Here is a 19,469-nt window from a genome sequence, read left to right on the forward strand (position 1 = left end):
ATATCTCATCAAGATGATTTTTCGTGTAATTACGTGTATTAATTGCAAATAAAATCACCTGATACACAAATGTAAGTTTTAGCGATCGCAGCTTTTTTACCCAACCTCACAAAATCGCGTTGCTCCCGTGAAGTATGGATTGCTTCAGTTACATCACCATCAGCAATGGGTGCCGCCGTCGTTTCAACATTTGTAATCAGATGTAATGAATTAGGTTCGCAAGTCTCACTCAAATGAACTTTGTATCCTACCCATGATGTTGTATTCTTTTTTGAATAATGAGCATCTAAATCATAGGGTGAACTAATCATTAATGTAGCTGGTGGTATTCCTTGCTCTGTTCGCCAATAAATCTCGTTATTACATACATAGTATTGCTGTACCCATACTCGTCGTAGTGTTTCGACTGCTGGAACCTGTTGTAACCATTCTGGACTATGACCATCAAAGATTGCATCAAGCAGCTGTTTTCCATCTTCGCCATACACATGAGCTTGTTCCTCTCGCGCTGCTTTTGAAGTCGGTAGATGATAGTCTTCCATGCGCTCGCTATAACGTTCTATCCATTCTGGCTGGCTTTGAGCTTGCAACCAAGCAGGTGCAACAACGGCCAGCGCATTCAATGCAGCCCGCAGCGTTTCTCCAGCACACTCCAGTCGTGTCACTGCCCGAATAGTTGCGACAACATGGGTGGAGTCTGTCCGTTGGCGACCTCTTGCTTGCAGCCAGCCTTGTTGTTGACACCAGCTAAGGAGTTGATCAAACACTAAACTTTCAGCTTGCTGAGCGATCAAGCGAGTGCGAAATTCGCTCAAAACAGTGTGGTCAAACCCCTTATCTGTTAGTTCTAAACATAGGAGGTACTTCCAATCAATTCGGCTTCGGACAGCATCAGCGGCTTGACGATCTGTGAGTCCTTCTATGTACTGCAATATTGTCACCAGAGCTAATCGCATCGGTGATACTCCAGGTTGTCCCTGGTGAGAAAACAATGTACTAAAATCTTGGTCGCTCACAAAGGAGTCAAGGCGATCTGCCATCGTGATGCAGAGGTTACCCTTCGTAAAAATAGCTTTGGCAACTTTAGCCGTTTCTGCTGGTACAGTATAGCCCGGTTGTGGATTCAGTGACATCGAATGATACCTCAAGCGATCGCTTTTTAGATCCTAAATAACTCTTGATGGAGCCAACTTATTTGTTAAGCAATATTTCGCCAGCAGTATCAAAAGTGGACAAGACCCTTAATCTGAGCCAGAAATTACCTTGTTTGCAAGCCGGAGCATTTATGTTTGCGAGCCGCAACAGGTATGCAATGGAAACACGAATGTTGGATTTATTCAATTGATTGCGGAAAAGAAATACTCCACGCCACACAAAACCAAATCATCGCCACTGGAGAGTTAGAGTCCATCACTGTGCAAAAACCCGCTTTTGTTTTGGGCGAACGAGTGATCCTCTGTTCTCACGATAAAGGAACAAAACAACGGCTGATTTTGGGAATTGCGCTGGTGCATAATTCTTGGTTTTACCTTGTTGAATTGATGTCACCAACGTTAATTAAGACACCAACTATATCGAATCGTTTCTCATTAGTTGGTGAAAAAAGTTTAGTGCGAGTAAATACCTGAATCAATTATTTGTTCAATAGCCAGGGAATGAATCATGTTGACACATTTTTGGCACGACTCAGAAATTAATCAAATGCTTCAAGATGGGGAAATAAGTAAATATACTGTACCCAAGGGCTATGTGAATGCAAGTCAGATGTGCAAAGCTAACGGGAAATTCTTAGCTGATTACACGAAGCTCAAGTCTACAAAGCAGTATTTACAAGCACTTTCTAACGATATGAAGATCCTCATATCGTTATTGGTGATAGATATCCAGGGATACGGAAGCGAACAAAGCACTTGGATTCACCCAGAAATCGCCATTGATTTAGCTCGATGGGTTTCTGTCGAATTCCGCATCTGGGCTAATAGAACTTTAATGAAAGTGATGCTCTTAACCCAAGTAGAGCCAGTAAAACAGCAAGAACCACCACATACATTAGCTCCGTCCCATGAAGCTGCACAGTTGGCAATGATGTTGGGGAAATTTGCTGGACTAGACAAATCCCTCACTGCCCAGTTAGCAGTTAATGCTGCAACAATTGTCAACCCCGCACTTAAGCCAGCAGCCGATGAACTCAAGATTGCGATTGCTCAAACCAATGTTGCAGAGGACGCATTTCTCAACCCAACACAAATCGGTGAGGTAGTGGGAATGTCTGCACGGGCTGTTAACCACTGCTTACTAAATTCGGGACTGCAATACAGAACTGATGACAAGAAAATTCCTTATCGTCCTACTGAATCTGGTAAGCAATGGGGTCGCATGGTTCCCGCAGTCGCCAAATCTTCAAACCAAACTGTTTTTCAACTGCGGTGGTTGCCCGAAATAGTAAAAGTCATCTCTCAATAATTCCCTACCTAAATCAACCTTTCATTATGAACAGTCTACGAAAAACCTTGGCAGAAAAATATGGTCTTGTTGCTGATATCATGCACGACGATTATTTTTTTGTTCAACTACCAGAAAACGAAGATCATTCGCTCAAGTTTTTAGAGAGTAATTTACCAGAATGTATTCGGGTTGAACTTGCAGAATGTTTCGCTGGCACGGTTATTGCAGCTTGGGAAGTCCCTTTATTTTTACTTCCTCAAGTGTTACAGCAAGCCCATGATTTTGTTGTTGAGTATTGGGAGCAGATATCTCAACAAACGTGAAGTATTCTTTACCAACCAAAACTGACAGCAATTCTCCCAGTTACACGTTCAATAGTAGGAGAAAAGTACCATGCAACAACTCAATTTGTTTCAGGAATCAACCCCAGTTTTACCAATCACTTACTACCCGGATTTCTTAAGCCCTGAACAAGCAAACGAACTCTACCAACACTGCTTGAAACTGGAGTGGCAGCAGAATCAAATCAGGATCGCGGGTAAAACAATGCCTGTTCCCCGCCTGGAGTGTATTTACGGCGATCCAGGATGTGATTACCTTTACTCGAATAGCGTATTTTTAAAACCCCTGACTTGGACAGACAATCTGGCTAACTTGCGGGACAGAATCACTGCACTGACTGGCTATAAGTTTCGCATCGTTATCGGCAATCAGTACCGCAGTGGCCAGGATTCGATTGGTTGGCACGCTGACAACGAAGCATCGATGGGATATGAACCAGCGATCGCATCAGTCAGCTTAGGTTCATGTCGCAAATTCTAAATCAAACCGAGAAATGGCAAAACTACTGATTTTTGGCTGGAACACGGCAGCTTACTTGTGATGCACCCCGGTTGTCAGTCTACACATCTGCACCAAGTTCCAAAAACAAACAAAGTGGTTGGCACACGTATTAATCTGACATTTCGACCACACACCGGAGGTGGCAGATGATTCTGACAAGTCCAGTGATCATGTAAAATGACAGTTTCTTAGTTCATGCGTACTACTTGTCCCAGTTAAAAAGCAGTCAACAGGACGAAAAAACAACTACCAATACAAGTCCTGTTGATTGCTGAACTGAAAACTACGTTTCTTTGATCTTTGATCTGTGTCTACGTAACTAACCTAAAAGGCGGTATGACTCAATACCCCAAGCTTTGCATTGCTTCAAAATACTGGAGGGAATATGCGTATAATCGAATCTGATTCTCAAGCTAAACATCTACAGGAATGGCTGGGCAGTGGAGTTGACGAAGAAATCTTTCATCTGAATGCGCGTTCGCTCTCCGGCACAACACCTTACGAATATCTGCTCTACAGTCCCAAAATCTCTCGTCGCAATGATGGACGATTGCGCGATCGCGATTTAAAGAAATACCAGCACATTGAACTAGGCGGCTGGTGGTGCAGTGGAATTGACCCGCTTAACAACTACGTCCTAATGATGTGGGGCTGTTTCAAACCCGACCACCCCCGAAGAGATCGCCAGAAAATTCACAAATTCATCAAATACGAGCATCCATTCAGAGAAGAGACACGCGCTTTCTTCCTCTTAGTGCCGAATCGCATTTGGGTGAAAGTCTCCCTACGTTGCGGTATCCCTATTACTGAAGAGGACTTGCAGCATCCTGGTGGGTTCTGGCATTGGGTTTGGAAGCATAATGTACCAGTGACAATCGTGGAAGGTGTCAAAAAAGCGGGGGCATTACTGACTGCTGGTTATGCTGCGATCGCTATCCCCGGTGTTAACGCTGGATACCGCACACCGCAAGATGAGTATGGTACTGCTATTGGTAAACCATACCTCATCCCAGACCTTAAACACTTTGCAACACAGGGGAGACAGGTTAACATCTGCTTTGACCAGGACAACAAACCTGAAACTGTACAGCGAGTCAGAACCGCTATCAGTCGCATGGGACGGCTGCTGGTAAATGAGGGTTGTTCGCTGCGAGTGATTGATTTACCGTTAGGGGCACAGAAAGGGGTTGATGATTTTATCGTTGCCAAGGGGAAGGAAGCCTTTGACGCACTCTACAATACGGCTGTTGCATTGGAGTTGTGGGAAATAAAGCTGTTCACTCTGTTGACTTATCCTCCAGCGATCGCTCTCAACCAACGCTTCTTGGGCCAGCTTCTCGTCCCGGAAGGTGAAAAACTGATTATCCTCAAGGCTCCCAAAGGTACTGGTAAAACCGAATGGCTGGCAACTGAGGTGACAAAAGCCCATGACCAAGGGCAGAGGGTATTAATCATCACCCATCGTATTCAACTGGGTGAGGCGTTGTGTAATCGGTTTGGTGTTAACTATGTTACCGAAGTCCGCACGAATGAAACAGGCACATTATTAGGATACGGGGTGTGCGTTGATTCGCTGCATCAAGAAAGTCAGGCGCGATTTAACCCCAACGACTGGGCGAATGATGTGATTATTATTGATGAATGTGACCAAGTATTCTGGCATTTGCTCAATTCTGGTACGGAAGTGCAAAAACGCCGGGTATCTGTTCTCAAAAACCTCAAACAACTGGTACAAAACGTTTTGGGCAGCAGTCAAGGAAAGATTTACTTGTCTAGTGCGGATGTCTCAGATACAGATGTAAAGTATGTTTTATCACTCGCTGGAGAATATCGAGTTAACCCATTCGTCATTGTCAATAATTATCAGCACGTAGCTGGAAACTGTTACAACTATTCTGGGAGTAACCCGAAGAATCTCATCGCGGCACTAGATAAAGCGATCGCCCAAGGGGGGCATCATTTACTCTGCTGCTCTGCTCAAAAGGCTAAATCCAAATGGGGAACCCAAGCTCTGGAAGAACGGTTCCGTCGCCAATTCCCACACCTGCGAATCCTCCGAATTGACAGTGAATCCGTTGCTGATCCATCTCATGCAGCTTTCGGTTGTATTGCTCATCTGAACGAAATTCTGACTCAGTATGATTTGGTTATCGCCTCCCCAAGTCTTGAAACTGGGGTCAGCATCGACATTCGAGGACATTTTGATGCTGTTTGGGGAATATTTCAGGGAGTGCAGCCGGTTAACTCCGTGCGTCAGATGTTGGCAAGGGTTAGGGAGACTGTTGACCGTCACATTTGGGTCAGAGAGTGGGGGATGTCGGTTGTGGGCAATGGTTCCACAACGATAGGAGGATTACTCAGAAGTCAACACGTCGCAACACAAGCGAACATTGCGCTGTTGTCGGCGGCGGATAATGCGGATTTGAGCTATATTGATCAGAATTTTCAGCCCGAATCTTTGCAGACTTGGGGCAAGCGTGGTTCTGTGATTAACGTTGAGATGCGGCGCTATCGAGAATCTGTGCTTGCGGGTTTGGTCGAAGATGGTTACACCATTATTGATGCTGATGATGTTGATGATGATGAGAGTGGGGCAGTAATCGAGTCGGTTAAAGCGGCATCTGTTGAATTGTATGCTGCGGAGTGTAAAGCGATCGCGGATTCTCCAACCATCTCTGATGCCGAACTCAAGAAGCTCCTTGACACAAGGGCTAAAACCAAAACTGAACGACACCAGCAACGCAAGGCTGAATTATCCCGTCGCTACGAAATTGACGTAACCCCTGATTTGGTCGAGAAAGATGACGACGGTTGGTATCCTCAACTGCGGATGCACTACTATTTGACGCTGGGGCGGGAATTTCTGACCAACCGTGATGCGAAACGAGCAAAAGCGCAGTTGGAATTAGGGGAGAATTCGGTTTGGAAACCGGATTTTAACAAGGGGCAGTTATTACCTGCTGTGTTGTTACTCGAAAATCTGAATCTCTTACAGTTTCTTACACCAGACGTTCAGTTACGTGGCAGCGACGAGAAGATGGTGGAGTTTAAGGCACTGGCTGTAACACATCGGCACGTTATCAAGAATTATCTGAATGTGACTATCTCGGAAAAACTTACCCCGATAGCGATCGCACAGAAACTACTTGCGAAGATTGACTTGAAGTTGGATTACGTTGGTCGGTTGGGTAAGCGTGAAAATCGGGAGTGCGTTTATCGGTTTGTGCCTGTTGATGATGAGCGTGATTCGATTTTTTGCCAGTGGTTAAATCGGGATGAAGCATCTGTTTTAGCCAGCGTTCAAAATGCCAGTTCTGATTTGGTGTCAGGCACTAGTAATATAGTGTTATCGACACAAGTCATTGACACAACCTCCCAAAGATTAAATCAGGTTGAAAGTCCTGTAACTCTTGGGTGGAAGGGGCTGAAGCTGAAAATGCATCAAGGACTCGACAGCGCTAGCTCCTTCTACCAACAGCTAGTTTCCCAGCTTGGTGATGCAATTGGCGTTGCTGATGGTGAGCCTTACTGGAATGCATATCTGAATCAGTGGCAGGTTTGGGTTAACTTTGCTGACGGGTGTAGGTCTGTGGTGTGCGATTGGTTGGCGGTGGTTTAATCCATTGCATCCCAGATAATTTTAGTATCTGTGAATTGCCGGAATCGGCATACCTTACCATTACGAATATCATATACATGAGCCGCCGGAGAACAAAACGACTTTCCAGATACTCGATGGCAACCTACATAGCTACCAATGACAATGATTTCCTCTCCTGCATCAAGATATTGCTCAATTTCAAATGACCATGACTTCCAATCGTTATTGAAAGCTTTAAACACTCCTTCAACCACGGACTGTGCCCCTATGTGAGTTGTACCTTCTGGAAATCCTTCATTTTGATGTGGTCACTGTAACCCCAGGGCAAGAGGGACATGCACGGATGTCAGGTCATGCTCGTAGTGACGATGGCTTACTCGACTTGAACCTTGCTTTTCCTACTAAACTTGGTGGACACGGGCAAGGAACAAATCCAGAGCAACTTTTTGCAGCAGGTTATGCAGCCTGCTTTCATGGAACACTGGCTTTGGTTTCAACAAAAGCAGGTATTGATGCTTCAACTGCCACAGTTACATGTGCTGTAACCATTGGCAGAGATCCAGCCGATGGTGGATACATACTGTCTGCAAAATTAACTGTTGCTCTTCCTGGGGAAGACCGAGAGAAATCTGAACAGGTGGTTGCCCAAGCATACAAGCTCTGCCCCTACTCGAAAGCTATTCATGGCAATGTTGATGTGGAGGTGACGGTAGCTTGAATCATCTGGACATTATGACTGTTGATAGCTTTTTGCAATAATTTTTAAGTGACTTGCCATCTGACGCCATCATGAGGAGCAGAGCCTTGTATAGTGTCTATAAAAAAACGCGGTCGTGGGACAGGTATAGCGCTCGCGGTCATTGTCTAAGCCATGACTGAAAATTAGCTGTATCTCTTGTTGAATGAGAACTTTGGCTCGACTGTGCAGATTAATTTTCATTGTCCCTATACCCTGTAACCCACAACGTACACCCAATCTAAGCCCCAACGATAGCCATTTCTACGTCTTTTGATACAAGTTTATTTGATTTTGAGAGATTAATCAGAGATTAATGAGATATTAAGTTGAAAACGGTTCTTCAGATAGAAACTTATGACAACCGAGCAAGAGCTTCAATCTCTTTTTAATAAATTAGATCGTGATCAAGACGGCAAAGTATCCATTAATGAGCTTTTTTTAAGTCCTGGCTTAAGTGCAATCATCTCATCAGAAACAAATACCAGTAGCCCCCAGGAATTACTAGTAAATTATGATTCAGACGAAGACGGTAGTATTACCTTTGAAGAGTTAAAGTCAGCAGTTGAGAAAGCAAATAATTTAACCTAGCAGTCAAAAACCCAATACCAAATACCAATAACCAAAATCCCTCTAAGCGCCCACGCTTAGAGGGATTTACAATTTTCATGGTCATTGGTGACTCGCTAGCCCCGATGGATGACCTTGGAGGTGAAAGGCTGGCTTTTTGCAATTGTAGCAGGACAGAGGAGCAATCACATCTACAGAATTCTGAAAACTAAAAAATTTACCATCCACTCGCGTCAATATGGCAATAGTAGCGAATTGCATTAGCTCCAGGACTGCTGCTCTGTGCAGGAATTTCCTCTAGTTGCTTGTTTGAGTTTAAGAGCCTGTCAAGAAACAACTTTTACAATTTATTGTCTAGGAAGCTTACTGAGAAAGCATTTCTAGCTCAAAAGAAGCAAGGTTGTTACATAACTTGCTCTAAAAATAGCACCTCGCAAACCATAACGCTTGGATAGCAAAGCACTAATCAAACATTAAACAACCACAAAGTTATTTTCGGTTAGTGACAATCCACCAGATAATTTTGCAAATTGTAGCTGAGTAAACTCAGACGCACTGCCATCAAGGTCAAAGAACAATGCACCTGTAGCGGTGTTGTAGATAAATCGCTGAGTGTTAGTGGTTGCAGATGCTCCAAGGGTAAACTGACTTGTCTCAAGTGAACCTGGTGACAACCCGCCGCCAAAGCCAGCAGCCGATACATGAATCAGTTCATTAGTCGCGCTGAAGCCATAAATAGTATCAACACCTTCATTGAAACTATTGAAACTAAAGGTGTCAGTACCAGCTCCTCCGTACAGGCTATCATTACCCTCGCCACCTGTGAGGATATCATTACCGTTGCTCCCTACAATCAAGTCATCGTATCCTGTACCTAAGACATTTAATCGTTCAATATCTTTGTAGCTAACCTGATTTTTACCTGCCGTAATTGAGCCAATGTTAGTGGTGGCGTTGAAAGTCGAAGTGATTCCCTTGGTAGCATCGTCAGAAGAATTATAGAACAATAAATCGTCACCCTTGCCCCCATCTACTGTTTGAGTCACTAAATCAGTCACAGAAAAATAGGGGATAGTATCTGTGAATATGGTGCTTACATCGATCGTATCATTGCCATCCCCCCCAGAGAGAAAGTTATTGCCTACTGAAAGGGTAGCACTTAAACTATCGTCACCAGCGCCACCGTTGAGAGTGTTATTGCCTGATGAGGGGATAAGTCCGTATCCGTATCGGCCAGAAGCGTCAAGAGAATCATTACCATCGCCTCCAGAGAGGAAATTATCGCCAGATGAAAAACCAGCACTTAGACTATCGTCACCAGCGCCACCGATGAGGGTGTTATTGCCTGAAGGGACAAAAAATGCGAATCTGTCCTCGGAGCCAGAAGCGTCAAGAGAATCATTGCCATCGCCTCCAAAGAGTAAATTATCGCCTGAACCATTAGCACTTAAACTATCGTCACCAGCGCCACCGTTGAGGGTATTATTGCCTGAGGAAAAGATAGCACCGCCTGATCCGCCTGAGTTATCATAACGGTCAGAGGCGTTAAGAGAATCATTACCATCGCCCCCAGAGAGTAAGTTATTGCCAGATGTTGCCCCAGCACTTAAACTATCGTTACCAGCACCACCGTTGAGGGTGTTATTGCTTGTTGAATAATCAACATTCAAGATATCGTTACCAGTACCACCAACGAGGGAGTCATTCCCCGTATAAACTCTCAAGGTGTTATTATCACGATAATTCTTCCAGGTTTCATTCCCCGTACCACCAACGAGGGAGTCATTCCCAGCGCCCCCAATGAGGGTATCATTTCCCATACCACCCCTGAGCATGTCGTTGCCACTCAAGCCGTCGAGGGAGTCATTACCCCCTTGACCATTAATGAGATCATCTGATTTGTCAAAGCCCTTAACATTATTGTCGAGGTCATTAAGGAAGGTGACTGTGTTCTTATTGAAGATAGTGCTTTGGGTGGAGTTGGCATTAAAGACATCAAAGCTGTCGGTGATGCTAGTTTGCCCATCAAACAGAATATTACCCAAATCTACAGCGGCTCCAGTCGATTTGCTCAAGTTTTCTAGATTTTCCAGAGCAAAGTTTTGCAGAATGACTTTGGGACTACCCCCCTTTTCAAAGGTGATTTCCAGGTTGTTGCCATTCTGGGTCAGTAGTAGATTTTGGGCAGTAAAACCATTACCTTGGAATGCTATGGTATCTACTTCGGCAATGACTCCTGCTGTGGGGTTTGTTCCTTTACCTATGCCACCGAAATCGGTGATGGTATAAGTCGGTGTCGGCTGGTAGTAGTCGTTGTAAACAAATTTATCCTTGCCACCGCCACCTGTGAGGATATCATCGCCATTACCACCTGTGAGGATATCATCGCCATTACCACCGTTGAGGGTATTATTACCCTCGGCATAAGAAGCGTAAAGAGAATCATTGCCATCGCCCCCAGAGAGCAGGTTATCGCCTGTTGAAGACGAAGCAATCAAGTAATCGTCACCAACGCCCCCAGAGAGCAGGTTATTGCCTGATGAATTGCCGCGATAGTTATCACCCAAGGTATCGTCACCAGCGCCCCCAATCAGGGTATCATTCCCCGCCCCACCTCTGAGTATGTCGTTGCCACTTTTGCCGTCGAGGGAGTCATCACCCCTCTGACCATTGATGACATCATCTGAGTTGTCAAAGCCCTTAACATTATTGTCGAGGTCGTTAAGGAAAGTGACTGTGTTTTTGTTGAAGATAGTGCTTTGGGTGGAGTTGGCATTAAAGACATCAAAGCTGTCGGTGATGCTAGTTTGCCCATCAAACAGAATATTACCCAAGTCTACAGTGGCTCCTGTAGATTTGCTCAAGTTTTGCAGGTTTTCCAAGGCAAAGTTTTGCAGGATGACTAGGGGATAACTAGACACTGCTTCAAAGATGATTTCCAGATTGCTGCCATTCTGGGTCAACAGCAGATTTCGGGCAGTGAAGCCATCGCCTTGGAATGTTAGGGTGTCTACTTCGGCAATGACTCCTGCCGAAGGATTTACATCTTTTCCTACGCCACCGAAATCTGTGATGATATCAGTGTAGGCCCCCAAGCTCCTCAAGTTGTAAACAAATTGATCCTTACCACCACCACCAGTCAACGTGTCGTTGCCCTCGTTACCTGTAATGGTATCGTTGCCTGCAAGACCCTTAATCGTGTCCTCTTGGGAACTGCCCAGTAGGTTATCATTACCTTTGGTTCCAATGATGTTTGCCATAACTTTTACCTACCTAAATTGATTTTTGCAGTAACTTTCAGTTGTGATTTTGCAGTTTTCCTTATTTTCAGGCACAAAAATTTACTTAAATCTGCATGCTTCATACCTCACTCTTGAAAAACAGTAAATATCTCGAAAATTTACCAGATTCTAAGGCTCGTAGGATGACTTATTTAACTATTCTCTTACTATCTAAGTCTTAAGCACTCTACAGAATCATGAGGGCGTGTATTTAGGATCATCAGCCATTTCAGGCTAAATTAATCAGAAAAAATTCAGGAGTCAGTTGCCAGAATTCTCCCAATTAATTTGTAGCTCCTGATGTATAAATAAATAGTGGAACACCACACCAAATCTTGTTTTGTGGTCTTCAATCATTGGCGAGACTGAATCCCCCACTGATTGAATTTAGCCGAATGTATTCTTTTTCAATCCTTTTTGTCCAGTAGAAATTCTGAACAATCATCCAAATTTTTCCTAATTGAATGCCTAAAACTCACCCTTCATATTTGGTTTTTGCCAGTGCTTAAGTCTTACTAGAAGAGAAAATAGTCAATAGTTGACTTTTGAACAAATGTCTAGATTGAAATAATAGCCTCCAAATAATTGCATAGTAAATATATTACTTGGGTATCTATGCTGAAAAATGCATCTTGGCATATTCTTAACATTATTTACCGAAAAATGTACATACAAATACCGAGCAGATTCTTTACATTCTTCTCCTTTCTAAGCAATATTTTCTATAAATTAGTAGTTGACTAATCAAAAAGTGATAAAGAATATATAGTTTCATCTTTGAATGTTGCGATCGCCTCGCCATTCCCGATACAGCGCTTCCGGCTATTATGCAATACAGTTTTTCTCCTTGCCCTCTCCTATAAAAGCTTTCAGATTTGGGGATGTACCTCATAGCTGCCGTAAGTGCTGTAACCCCTCAAGAGGATCAACTATTGCGGCGGGGTCGTTCGATAACGAATTTGCCGCAAAAAACTGCCAGCCTTGTTGCGATAGTCGTGTTGTCAATACGGTTAATCAAGAGGTTATGAAGGCTGGCAGTTTTTCAGGTCTAGGCTCCGATAAATCCGAACAACCGAATAAGCCGCAACTGACCTGTCCCTACAAGACAGCCCGGAACGTGAAAGAACTGATTGATGCCTGGCTAACAGACCCGACTGCTATGAGTGATGATTCTCTACCACTGCTTGTCAGAGAAACAATCAAGTGGAATTGCTGGGTTTTACCTTGGCGCAATGGAGAGCGAAAGCTAAATAACTTGTACCAGAACTTCAACCCTGTAGTCGTAGATTTCCTGGCACAAGAATTAGCCACTAAGTCAAAACGCTCGGCACAACAGGAAATAAATCATGCGATCGCAGTAATGAACACCTGGGAGAAAACCAAAGGTGGGTGGACGAACCTGATGCAGCGCTATAACCAAGCGTTGCAAACAGAAAAACAGCCCCTACCTCAACAGCGCACTGCTTTGGCTCACAAAGTAAAAAATATCACTAGCAGTTCGCTCGAAGATGCTTTACGACAAGACCGAATACGCCGTCAGCAAGAGCAATCTATTCAGGTTCCATCCAATGAATATCAACACAGCCCACAAATGCTGGAGCTAAAAGCGAAACTTCAAGCCAAAGCAAATGAGCCAAAAGTTTCGAGCAACACCAGACCATCTTCCACAAATTTGAGAGAAGTTGAAGCGCAGTTAAAATTAGCACTAAGAGCCTAATTATGCACCCTAATCAAGACAACGTAGTTTCTTTCCATCCTGACAGGTCACTTGACAACTTGCCTCCACAAAATATCGAAGCGGAAGTTGCGATTTTGGGCGGGATTATGCTCGACCCAGAAGCAATAACTAGAGTCAGCGATCGCCTAATAGCCCAAGCCTTTTACATCAGCGCCCACTCATACATTTATCAAGCTGCGACAACGCTTCATGCTCTGTTTCAACCGACAGATTTACTAAGCGTCACCGCATGGTTGGCTGACCACAATTTGCTCAATCGCATTGGTGGCAGGAATAAGCTAGCAACTTTGGTAGACCGCACTGTGTCCGCCGTCAACATTGATGCTTTGGCTGATCTAGTGATGGAGAAATATCGACGGCGGCAGTTAATCAAAGTGGGCAATGAAATTGTCCAACTCGGTTACGAGACGCAAACTGAACTACCACTTGTCCTTGGTCAAGCTGAGGCGAAAGTTTTTACTGTAACCCAAAATCAAAGCGATGAACGCTCTTTGGTTTTCTCAGCACAAGACATGGGCATTGAACTTTTTCAAAAGCTGGAGATGGGGAATATGGCAGGCGACAAAGTTGGTTGGTACGACCTCGAAAATATCATCGGTGGCATTTATCCTAGCAGCTTAGTTGTAGTGGCTGCTGAATCCCACATGGGGAAAACCCATTTTATGATTTCTTATGCTTACGAAATCATGACCAAACTTGGCTTGCCTGTTCTGTATGTAACTCCTGAGATGGACAAGAATCAACTCAATGCCCGAATGCTGGCCCGAATCACAGGCGTAGACGCTTCTATGATTCAAACCAATACTCAATGCTACTGGGAACAAATAGCACAAGGCATAGGACAGATGGTGGAACTGCCTTGGAAGGTTTACGAGCATTCCTCCCCTACAACCGCAATGATTGCTTCTGCGGTGCGCCGTGCTATTACCGAATTTGGCGGTTCTATTGGTGCTGTGTTTATTGACTACTTGCAGCAGATTCCTCTAGAGTCAGGCGGAAACATGGCCTTTGAAGTCGGCAAGATTACCCGCCAGATTCGGGATATCGCCAAGTCTCACAAAATCCCCGTTTTCTTGGGCTGTCAAATCAATCGGGGGAATCAAACAACGGCTAATAAACGCCCCAATCGTCATCTGTTACGCAACTCTGGTGAAATCTTTGAGGTTTGTGACCAGTTGATTATGCTTTACCGCGATGCTGTTTACACAAAAGACCCTAGCGATGCCTTCGGCAACTCGAAGCGAGAACGCACTATCGAGTTGATTGTTGAGAAAAACAGGCTTTACGGTAAGCTCGGCACTGCAACCATGTTATGCGATTTATCCACCTCGAAATTTTTGAACTTGGCGAGATAATTTACAGCCAGATCCAGCGATCACAGCATTAGACGCATACATTCAATTACTGGAGTTTTAAAACACCGTGAAAGCGCTATCTGTTCGTCAGCCTTGGGCATGGGCAATTATTTTTGCTCTAAAGGATATTGAAAACCGAGGCTGGCCCATTCATTATCGCGGCGACATTCTGATTCACGCTGCCAAAACTTGCACCAAAAAAGATTACCAGCTAGCGAGAGAATTTTGCCAAAGCATGGGGGTAGTAATCCCAGAGTTAATCTCTCTACGTCGCGGCCAAGTTATTGGCATTGTCACAATAGTAGATTGCAAGTTCTCACAAGTTGCATCTGGCTGGGGGATGGCTGGGCAATACCATTGGCATCTGGAGAATCCGCGCGAGATTACACCGATTCCTTACATTGGCCGGTTGGGAATTTTTGAAGTACCTGATGAATTTGTGAGAAGTGCGATCGCCTCATGAAATCAGTCGTTTCTCTTTTCTCCGGTATCGGCGGACTCTGCCACCACGGAATATCAGCCGCAGGTCTATCCCACAAATTCCGAGTCCAGCAATTTGTCGAAATCTCCCCTTATTCTCAATCACAATTGCGCCATGAACAACCAGGAATTCCAATCCACGCAGATATTACTAACTACCACTGCTACCGACGACAATTCGACATTTTGTGTGGGGGATTCCCTTGTAGCGGCACCAGTAACGCTGGAGATAAAAAAGGACTTAACGACCCCAGGTCTGGACTGTGGCGCGAAATGTTCCGCATCATCAACCAGTGTAGACCAGCAATCGCTCTCATCGAAAACCCAACAGGGCTACTCTCTAGAGGAATGGCAACAGTCCTCGAAGACCTTTCCCAAATCCGGTACGTATGCGAATGGGAAACTATACCCGCGTACTGCCTCGGCTTGCCACATGAAAGAGAAAGAGTCTTTATCATTGCCTACGCCGATGGCTTATTCTACCGTCAACAGCCAACCCCCTGGGCAGACCAAATTAGAAATCAGATTACGCAAGTACGGCTCTCTCATGAAGACCGAAGCTATCAACCCGGCATTCGTGAGGTGGCTTTTGGGATTCCCGTTGGAGTAGCCAAGGGGATCAAGGGGAATTATGATGCCCGTCGTGCTTATGGCTTGAGTTGTTTTCCAAGGCAAGCTGCTGTGGTATGGAAACGAATTGATTACTTGTGGAGTTTATTGTCTATTCTCTGATAGTTCACTCTAATCGCAGAATAGGAAGAGTAATTATTAGCAAGGTTAAACCAGATTGAAGTTTAGAGTTTAAAAACATCTTAAACAACTAAAAATATTGCAAATTTGCAGAAATTACCCATCCAAAGTAGGAAGTCAAGAAGCTTTGAGTTAAGGCAACCTATTTATACTATGTGTTCTTAAGTACAGGATAATTTCATGAGCCCAATCAGCAGTGAAACTAACACTCTCAACCAAGCAAAGAAAATACTGAACAACTCAATTATTTTTTACAATCAACGTCCAATTGGAACATTAGCTGCTTGTGATTCCTCAAAAGACACTCTCAACTATAACCATTGCTTTGTTCGTGATTTCGTTACTTCAGGTCTGATTTTCCTGATGCAAGGAAGAGCAGAGATTGTCCGTAACTTTTTAGTAGAAACTTTAGAATTGCAAAGTCATGAACAACAGATGGACTTTTTTAAGCCAGGCCCCGGATTAATGCCGGCAAGTTTCAAAGTTGATGTCGAAGATGGAGAACAAGTTTTGACAGCTGATTTTGGCGAACATGCAATTGGTAGAGTCCCACCTGTAGACTCTTGCCTTTGGTGGCTGATTTTGCTAAGGGCTTATGTCAAAGCAACAAAAGATATTTCCTTAGCTCATCAACAAGATTTTCAACAAGGTATTAAGCTAATTTTAGACTTTTGCTTGGTACATCGTTTTGCTATGTACCCCACCATGTTAGTTCCAGACGGTGCTTTTATGATAGATCGCCGTATGGGAGTTTATGGAAATCCTTTAGAAATTCAAGTTTTATTTTATGCAGCTTTACAAGCAGCAACTGAGTTACTCTTACCCAATAGCGAACAGACTGAGTATCTTGATAAAATAGTGAAGCGACGTTTAGCAGCTCTTGAGTATCATATTAAAGAGTACTACTGGATAGACCTGAAGCGTTTAAACGAAATTTATTGCTATAAAAGCGAAGAATTCGGCAAGGAAGTAGCAAATAAATTTAATATTTATCCAGATTCTATTCCTTCTTGGTTAACCGAATGGCTACCAGAAACTGGAGGTTACTTAGCAGGGAACTTGGGACCTTCACAGATAGATTTTCGATTCTTTGGATTAGGGAATTTGATGGCAATCCTAGTTGGCTTAACTAGCGAACAAGAATCTCAAATGATTATGGAGTTGATTGAACAACGCTGGCATGACTTAGTTGGCTATATGCCGATGAAAATTTGTTTTCCGGCTCTAGAAGGTTTGGAGTGGAAGATTGTCACTGGCTCAGACCCAAAAAACATCGCTTGGTCTTACCACAATGGTGGACATTGGCCTGTTTTACTTTGGCTACTGGTAGCAGCTGCTTTGAAAAGCGGTAGAGATTCACTTGCTCACAAAGCTATTGAATTGGCTCAAAATCGCCTCAGTCAAGACCAATGGCCAGAATACTACGATGGCAGGCACGGTCGATTAATTGGAAAGGAAGCTCGCAAATATCAAACTTGGACTATTTCAGGTTTTTTAATCGCAACAGAAATACTAGCCAATCAGGAGCATTTAGGTTTAATTAGTTTTAATAAAGATCCTCAGATAATTAGCTGTGTAAGCTAAGACAATTCTTATATGCTCTTGTACTTATATCCTAAGTATAAGAAAGCAATATTCTGCTTATGGTGAGTAAACAACACACTGTACGAGAATTTCAATTGCTGCCAACGGGTGCTTGACTCAAAGAAGCCCACCTGTATAAGAAAAACTGCCCTGGGCAAGGAGTTCAGAGCAGCACTTGAAAATGGAAATAAAATAGGGAACTTTTAAAGCCTTGTCCCTTGGTTTATACATAATTCGTTTGGTATGTAATATTCTTCAGCTAGAGTTTTGTAATTTACGCAAAAAGAGCGAAAAACTTTTAAAGCTGCACTATAGAAGGATTAGACGCAATAAACCAAGCCCAATACAACATCCTTGACCTCAAGGGAACGATCACATGTAGAGGGGGGGGTTATAACAAGGGCGCATGATTGGCGATCGCTTACTTTGGCACACTTTCACAAAAATTTTAAGCTCTCCAGGCAATAACTAAGGCTCTACTCCTTCATCAATCCAAGCATCAATTGCTGTTTTTACCTCTAATTCAGTCACAGCAGACCATTCTTTTTCATTGATAGTTGTTTTAAATCCCGCTCTTTTACCATGACCAACTTTTTCCATTGAGTGTCCACGATACACATTTTTAGGCTTAATCATTTTTCTTAATCATCTTTAGAGAATATTATAAACTGTCTGCTCAAGAAGAAGAGTAGTTTGATTTTCTATGATGGCTGCTGATCGAGGTGATTAGCATAACTATAGATTATAGGGCTAATTTCAAGTAAGGCAGTTAAGGAATAATTTCTATTATTTAAGTAAACTACAATACTAAATATTGAGCTAAAACACATAGCTAATGGCAAAGTAAATAAAATTATAAATTTAAGATGATTTTCAAATCCTGCTCTACTATCGGGTGCATCTGAGAATAGATAAACAGTTATAGCAAAAAGAATAGCAATTAAAGAGCATAGACATTAATAATCATGAGGCTTATTGCTATTCTTTTTATAAGGCTCATTATCACTAATAACAGTTGACTACAGATTATTTTCATGGTTAACATATTAAATATTATTTATTCAATTATTTATTAATAAATAAGGTTAATTCAGAAATGTTTGCAACATATATTGTTTGGATAAAACTGGTGTTTAGCTTATCTTGCTATGTAATGCTAGGCTGGCTATTTGCTTGGACACCAGTTTGGAGTGAGGCTTTACAGCAGAGCAGTGCCTTTACTTTATCCAGAATTACTTTAATATTTTTGACTTTAACATTGACTCGCACTTTTGCTTGGAAAATTTTTGGCGTTATCAGTTGGGCTAAAACTTTAGGTTAGTGTTACATATTAAGCCAAGGCATAACTGGAATTTTACTTTTAGCTTTTAGTGGAGGAATAACATTATATGTCGTTTTATTGGTAGTACTAAGTATCGCTTGGGCTGGTGCTTTTAGTTCAGTCGCAGTAAAAAACCAATTACTTCCATTTTTTAGTCAGTTGCACACTGTGCTAATTTTGAGACTTACCTTAATTTTTGGTTTAGGTTTAGGGATGTTAGCCCGTCTGAGCAATCCCTAAAAATTATCTTTAACTTTCGGTTATACTACCCAATAGCCAAAGGAGATTTTGGGCAGTTTAGGAATGTCTCAAAAGATTAATTAGCAGACGTGATAAGTCTTAATTAACTTGGCAGATAGTGCTGTTGGCTGCTATTAACTTGGCGATTAAGAGATACAGAATCAGCCGCAGATATACCAGAGAAATATCCGTCTTTTGAACCAATTGATGGTAACGCCATTTGTTTAACTTTCACCTTGTTTAGATATGCTTCTAACTCAGATTCTAGTTTTTCGTAGAGCGCTTGCACGATAATGGCGGGTACTGCAACTGATTCAGTAGTTCCAGCAATCCCTTGATTTTTCTGTTGATCACGATTTTCAAGAATCCTACTTACAAGTCTATTAGCAGCACCTAACTTAAAAGCATTTCTAAAAGCGCGATTGCCTTGAGCAAGTTTCGCCAGTCGTTCAATAGTTTGTTCAAGATACTCAAACTGAATCTGAGTAGAGACGATATTCACTTTTCGCCCTAAGATAATCATTT

Annotated in this window: 16 protein-coding genes and 2 pseudogenes; 13 read left to right on the forward strand and 5 right to left on the reverse strand. The window is 43.0% G+C overall.

Features of this window, described 5'->3' with window-relative positions; translation table 11 throughout:
* Window positions 1-107: 107 nt before the first annotated feature.
* Window positions 108-1,133, reverse strand: a pseudogene (locus H6G92_RS34750) (transposase); the annotation flags it as partial.
* A gap of 174 nt (window positions 1,134-1,307) precedes the next feature.
* Here H6G92_RS34750 and H6G92_RS34755 point away from each other — a divergent pair.
* From H6G92_RS34755 to H6G92_RS34775, 5 genes and pseudogenes are all read left to right on the forward strand, one after another.
* On the forward strand, window positions 1,308-1,628 hold the full coding sequence (locus H6G92_RS34755) for a DUF1392 family protein (protein WP_190900973.1): 321 nt from the start codon (window positions 1,308-1,310) through the stop codon (window positions 1,626-1,628).
* A gap of 34 nt (window positions 1,629-1,662) precedes the next feature.
* Window positions 1,663-2,463 carry a KilA-N domain-containing protein gene (locus H6G92_RS34760; protein ID WP_190900950.1) on the forward strand — a complete coding sequence of 267 codons (801 nt, stop codon included), beginning with the start codon at window positions 1,663-1,665 and terminating at the stop codon, window positions 2,461-2,463.
* Window positions 2,464-2,489: 26 nt separating this feature from the next.
* Entirely contained in the window at window positions 2,490-2,768 is a 279-nt protein-coding gene (locus H6G92_RS34765) for a hypothetical protein (RefSeq protein ID WP_190900952.1), read from the forward strand.
* Window positions 2,769-2,838: 70 nt separating this feature from the next.
* Window positions 2,839-3,438 (forward strand): annotated as a pseudogene (locus H6G92_RS34770) (alpha-ketoglutarate-dependent dioxygenase AlkB family protein).
* Between the two features lie 235 nt (window positions 3,439-3,673).
* Window positions 3,674-6,907 carry a plasmid replication protein, CyRepA1 family gene (locus H6G92_RS34775; RefSeq protein WP_190900954.1) on the forward strand — a complete coding sequence of 1,078 codons (3,234 nt, stop codon included), beginning with the start codon at window positions 3,674-3,676 and terminating at the stop codon, window positions 6,905-6,907.
* Here H6G92_RS34775 and H6G92_RS34780 read toward each other — a convergent pair.
* Complete coding sequence (locus H6G92_RS34780) at window positions 6,904-7,143, reverse strand: nuclear transport factor 2 family protein (protein ID WP_190900956.1); 240 nt, start codon at window positions 7,141-7,143, stop codon at window positions 6,904-6,906. The two genes, H6G92_RS34775 and H6G92_RS34780, sit on opposite strands and share 4 nt — an antisense overlap.
* Window positions 7,144-7,193: 50 nt before the next feature.
* On the opposite strand from H6G92_RS34780, the gene H6G92_RS34785 reads away from it, so the two are divergent.
* Both H6G92_RS34785 and H6G92_RS34790 read left to right on the forward strand, forming a co-directional pair.
* Window positions 7,194-7,607 carry an organic hydroperoxide resistance protein gene (locus H6G92_RS34785; protein WP_313890043.1) on the forward strand — a complete coding sequence of 138 codons (414 nt, stop codon included), beginning with the start codon at window positions 7,194-7,196 and terminating at the stop codon, window positions 7,605-7,607.
* A 375-nt stretch (window positions 7,608-7,982) separates the two neighbouring features.
* Entirely contained in the window at window positions 7,983-8,216 is a 234-nt protein-coding gene (locus H6G92_RS34790; RefSeq protein WP_190900958.1) for an EF-hand domain-containing protein, read from the forward strand.
* Between the two features lie 452 nt (window positions 8,217-8,668).
* On the opposite strand, the gene H6G92_RS34795 is transcribed toward H6G92_RS34790, so the two are convergent.
* Window positions 8,669-11,455 carry a beta strand repeat-containing protein gene (locus tag H6G92_RS34795; RefSeq protein WP_190900960.1) on the reverse strand — a complete coding sequence of 929 codons (2,787 nt, stop codon included), beginning with the start codon at window positions 11,453-11,455 and terminating at the stop codon, window positions 8,669-8,671.
* 1,045 nt (window positions 11,456-12,500) lie between these two features.
* Here H6G92_RS34795 and H6G92_RS34800 point away from each other — a divergent pair.
* The 5 genes from H6G92_RS34800 to H6G92_RS34820 all read left to right on the forward strand — a co-directional run bounded on the left by H6G92_RS34800 (window position 12,501) and on the right by H6G92_RS34820 (window position 17,383).
* Complete coding sequence (locus H6G92_RS34800; protein WP_242059441.1) at window positions 12,501-13,193, forward strand: hypothetical protein; 693 nt, start codon at window positions 12,501-12,503, stop codon at window positions 13,191-13,193.
* A 2-nt stretch (window positions 13,194-13,195) separates the two neighbouring features.
* On the forward strand, window positions 13,196-14,569 hold the full coding sequence (locus H6G92_RS34805) for a replicative DNA helicase (protein WP_190900962.1): 1,374 nt from the start codon (window positions 13,196-13,198) through the stop codon (window positions 14,567-14,569).
* Window positions 14,570-14,636: 67 nt separating this feature from the next.
* Entirely contained in the window at window positions 14,637-15,032 is a 396-nt protein-coding gene (locus tag H6G92_RS34810) for an ASCH domain-containing protein (RefSeq protein WP_190900964.1), read from the forward strand.
* Window positions 15,029-15,781, forward strand: a complete 753-nt coding sequence (locus H6G92_RS34815; RefSeq protein ID WP_190900967.1) for a DNA cytosine methyltransferase — start codon at window positions 15,029-15,031, stop codon at window positions 15,779-15,781. The genes H6G92_RS34810 and H6G92_RS34815 overlap by 4 nt, the downstream gene beginning before the upstream one ends.
* A 198-nt stretch (window positions 15,782-15,979) precedes the next feature.
* Window positions 15,980-17,383 carry a glycoside hydrolase 100 family protein gene (locus tag H6G92_RS34820; protein ID WP_190900969.1) on the forward strand — a complete coding sequence of 468 codons (1,404 nt, stop codon included), beginning with the start codon at window positions 15,980-15,982 and terminating at the stop codon, window positions 17,381-17,383.
* Window positions 17,384-17,851: 468 nt separating this feature from the next.
* On the opposite strand, the gene H6G92_RS34825 is transcribed toward H6G92_RS34820, so the two are convergent.
* On the reverse strand, window positions 17,852-18,019 hold the full coding sequence (locus H6G92_RS34825; RefSeq protein WP_190900970.1) for a hypothetical protein: 168 nt from the start codon (window positions 18,017-18,019) through the stop codon (window positions 17,852-17,854).
* Window positions 18,020-18,479: 460 nt separating this feature from the next.
* On the opposite strand from H6G92_RS34825, the gene H6G92_RS34830 reads away from it, so the two are divergent.
* Window positions 18,480-18,704 (forward strand): hypothetical protein, encoded by a 225-nt coding sequence (locus H6G92_RS34830; RefSeq protein WP_190900971.1) that lies wholly within the window; start codon window positions 18,480-18,482, stop codon window positions 18,702-18,704.
* A gap of 343 nt (window positions 18,705-19,047) precedes the next feature.
* On the opposite strand, the gene H6G92_RS34835 is transcribed toward H6G92_RS34830, so the two are convergent.
* Window positions 19,048-19,469, reverse strand: a 422-nt coding sequence (locus H6G92_RS34835) for a hypothetical protein (protein ID WP_206758852.1), incomplete at its 5' end; no start/stop codon positions are given.

The organism is Nostoc foliaceum FACHB-393, assembly GCF_014698505.1.
Taxonomy (GTDB): Bacteria; Cyanobacteriota; Cyanobacteriia; order Cyanobacteriales; family Nostocaceae; genus Nostoc; species Nostoc foliaceum_A.

Excerpts from the sequence above, each read along its gene's own strand:
- H6G92_RS34755 (WP_190900973.1), top strand. The coding sequence starts at position 1,308 with ATGCAATGGAAACACGAATGTTGGATTTATTCAATTGATTGCGGAAAA.
- H6G92_RS34760 (WP_190900950.1), top strand. The coding sequence starts at position 1,663 with ATGTTGACACATTTTTGGCACGACTCAGAAATTAATCAAATGCTTCAA.
- H6G92_RS34765 (WP_190900952.1), top strand. The coding sequence starts at position 2,490 with ATGAACAGTCTACGAAAAACCTTGGCAGAAAAATATGGTCTTGTTGCT.
- H6G92_RS34775 (WP_190900954.1), top strand. The coding sequence starts at position 3,674 with ATGCGTATAATCGAATCTGATTCTCAAGCTAAACATCTACAGGAATGG.
- H6G92_RS34790 (WP_190900958.1), top strand. The coding sequence starts at position 7,983 with ATGACAACCGAGCAAGAGCTTCAATCTCTTTTTAATAAATTAGATCGT.
- H6G92_RS34795 (WP_190900960.1), bottom strand. The coding sequence starts at position 11,455 with ATGGCAAACATCATTGGAACCAAAGGTAATGATAACCTACTGGGCAGT.
- H6G92_RS34800 (WP_242059441.1), top strand. The coding sequence starts at position 12,501 with ATGAAGGCTGGCAGTTTTTCAGGTCTAGGCTCCGATAAATCCGAACAA.
- H6G92_RS34805 (WP_190900962.1), top strand. The coding sequence starts at position 13,196 with ATGCACCCTAATCAAGACAACGTAGTTTCTTTCCATCCTGACAGGTCA.
- H6G92_RS34815 (WP_190900967.1), top strand. The coding sequence starts at position 15,029 with ATGAAATCAGTCGTTTCTCTTTTCTCCGGTATCGGCGGACTCTGCCAC.
- H6G92_RS34820 (WP_190900969.1), top strand. The coding sequence starts at position 15,980 with ATGAGCCCAATCAGCAGTGAAACTAACACTCTCAACCAAGCAAAGAAA.
- H6G92_RS34825 (WP_190900970.1), bottom strand. The coding sequence starts at position 18,019 with ATGATTAAGCCTAAAAATGTGTATCGTGGACACTCAATGGAAAAAGTT.
- H6G92_RS34830 (WP_190900971.1), top strand. The coding sequence starts at position 18,480 with ATGTTTGCAACATATATTGTTTGGATAAAACTGGTGTTTAGCTTATCT.